Genomic DNA, 1,523 nt, shown 5'->3' on the forward strand with positions numbered 1-1,523 from the left:
ATAATACTTGAATTTTTCATCATCGATCTCGTGCTCATCTTCGAACCAGTATTGTAACAGTCGCCTAGTGGTTTCAGAGGCTTTGTTGTAACCAGATTCTCTCCAGTTTCTGACTTCGTTTCGTAACGCCTCCACTAGAGGTGCAGTTGTTTGCACCCTTGTTTCTGGTTCTTCGAATGGGTTCATGCCACAGTTACCTCTTTAATTGTTGTTGTATCATTTCCAAACACATCTATGACCTTTACCATTACTTTGTAATTCCCGGGCTTTTCATAATGGTGTTCAATAGATTGCAACTGTAAAGTCTTCTTTTTCTTAGTCCTGAATTCCTGCCACTCGTTGTGAAAAGTATCATCCCTGTAATTCCAGTCAACGCTCCAATAATCTATAAAATCACTCCACTTGAGTATCTTATCTCTAAGCTCTTCCGGTATCTCCAACTTGCTTGTTAAAACGGCATTTTCATTATAGTTTTTACGCTGAGAAACATGCAAAGATTTCATTGTGATCAGCAATCAAAATCAAGTTGACCTCTTTTCATCCTCAGCGCTAATACCACTTGATGAAATGGACAGTGCAACAAAATGAGCACTGTTTCCAACTACATAGGCCATGTCGAAAAAGTAGAGAGAGTCAGAGACGTTCTTTGACATGAATGCCATAATATTGATTATCAAAACAACAAATGATACGGTGATCACAAGAATGATATGATATTTGTAACGATTCATAAGTGCTCTCTTAGTCTTTTGGTCGTTTGTTCCTTTTGACCAAGTATGCATCTAGAAGGAAATATATTCCCGCAAGAATGGAGAACGATGCAATTACCGTTCCAAAAGACTCACTGTTATGAACGATAAATAATGAGGATAAATCTGCAATACCTGAGATAAGGAATATGCCTCCAAGAACTAAAAGAAATACTGCCCTAATTCTTTGCTTTTCTGTAAGCACTTAAACCACCCTGAATGAATAATCTAACCATCGCAGCGAAAATTAACATTATACCAATTACAAATGAACCTGCCCATACTAAGGATTTTACTCCCAAGTAAAATGCTAGAATACCGAACGAAAATAAAGTGATTCCACCAACTAAACTCATCATGCCAGTTCTGAAAAACCAAGGGGAGTCTTTTTCCATTATAAAAATAACTGCCACACCAATAGAGGCTATGGAAAAAACCAATGGCAAAACTATTGGCAATGCCGATATGAAATTTCCATTAAACTTTAGGTTGTAAGATAGAAATATTGACACATATAGAAGGGCTAAACCAACAATATAAAAAAGAAGGGACTTAAAGATGTTCTCATATCGCATATTTACTTCCCTTTTCTCAATCTTATTAAGCCCCAGTGCAACATTGAATTACATTATACGCATCCTCAGTGCACTCTCCTGCTTTATAAATACAATAGGCACACGCAAGAACATCAAGACTAAAGCATATAAGACAAGCAGGCAACGTTAAAAAATCAAAGCAAGCTGCAAGACAATCGGGTAAAACTAGACACTCTGC

General features: G+C 37.1%; 5 protein-coding genes. All 5 read right to left on the bottom strand.

Annotated elements, in window-relative coordinates:
* On the bottom strand, positions 1-186 hold a 186-nt coding region (locus AMDU4_RS11610; RefSeq protein WP_290705230.1), incomplete at its 3' end, for a hypothetical protein.
* The gene (locus AMDU4_RS11615) at positions 183-503 is read right to left on the bottom strand and encodes a PKD domain-containing protein (RefSeq protein ID WP_021788159.1); all 321 of its coding nucleotides are present in this window, start codon (positions 501-503) and stop codon (positions 183-185) included. The genes AMDU4_RS11610 and AMDU4_RS11615, both read right to left, overlap by 4 nt.
* Positions 504-521: 18 nt before the next feature.
* Positions 522-731 (bottom strand): hypothetical protein, encoded by a 210-nt coding sequence (locus tag AMDU4_RS11620; protein WP_021787309.1) that lies wholly within the window; start codon positions 729-731, stop codon positions 522-524.
* 10 nt (positions 732-741) lie between these two features.
* The gene (locus AMDU4_RS11625; RefSeq protein ID WP_021787308.1) at positions 742-954 is read right to left on the bottom strand and encodes a hypothetical protein; all 213 of its coding nucleotides are present in this window, start codon (positions 952-954) and stop codon (positions 742-744) included.
* Positions 929-1,324 (bottom strand): hypothetical protein, encoded by a 396-nt coding sequence (locus AMDU4_RS11630; protein WP_021788160.1) that lies wholly within the window; start codon positions 1,322-1,324, stop codon positions 929-931. The genes AMDU4_RS11625 and AMDU4_RS11630 overlap by 26 nt, the downstream gene beginning before the upstream one ends.
* Positions 1,325-1,523 lie beyond the last annotated feature (199 nt).

It is taken from the genome of Ferroplasma sp. Type II (genome assembly GCF_000496155.1).

Coding starts and splice junctions, on each gene's coding strand:
- AMDU4_RS11615 (WP_021788159.1), bottom strand. CDS start 503: ATGAAATCTTTGCATGTTTCTCAGCGTAAAAACTATAATGAAAATGCC.
- AMDU4_RS11620 (WP_021787309.1), bottom strand. CDS start 731: ATGAATCGTTACAAATATCATATCATTCTTGTGATCACCGTATCATTT.
- AMDU4_RS11630 (WP_021788160.1), bottom strand. CDS start 1,324: ATGCGATATGAGAACATCTTTAAGTCCCTTCTTTTTTATATTGTTGGT.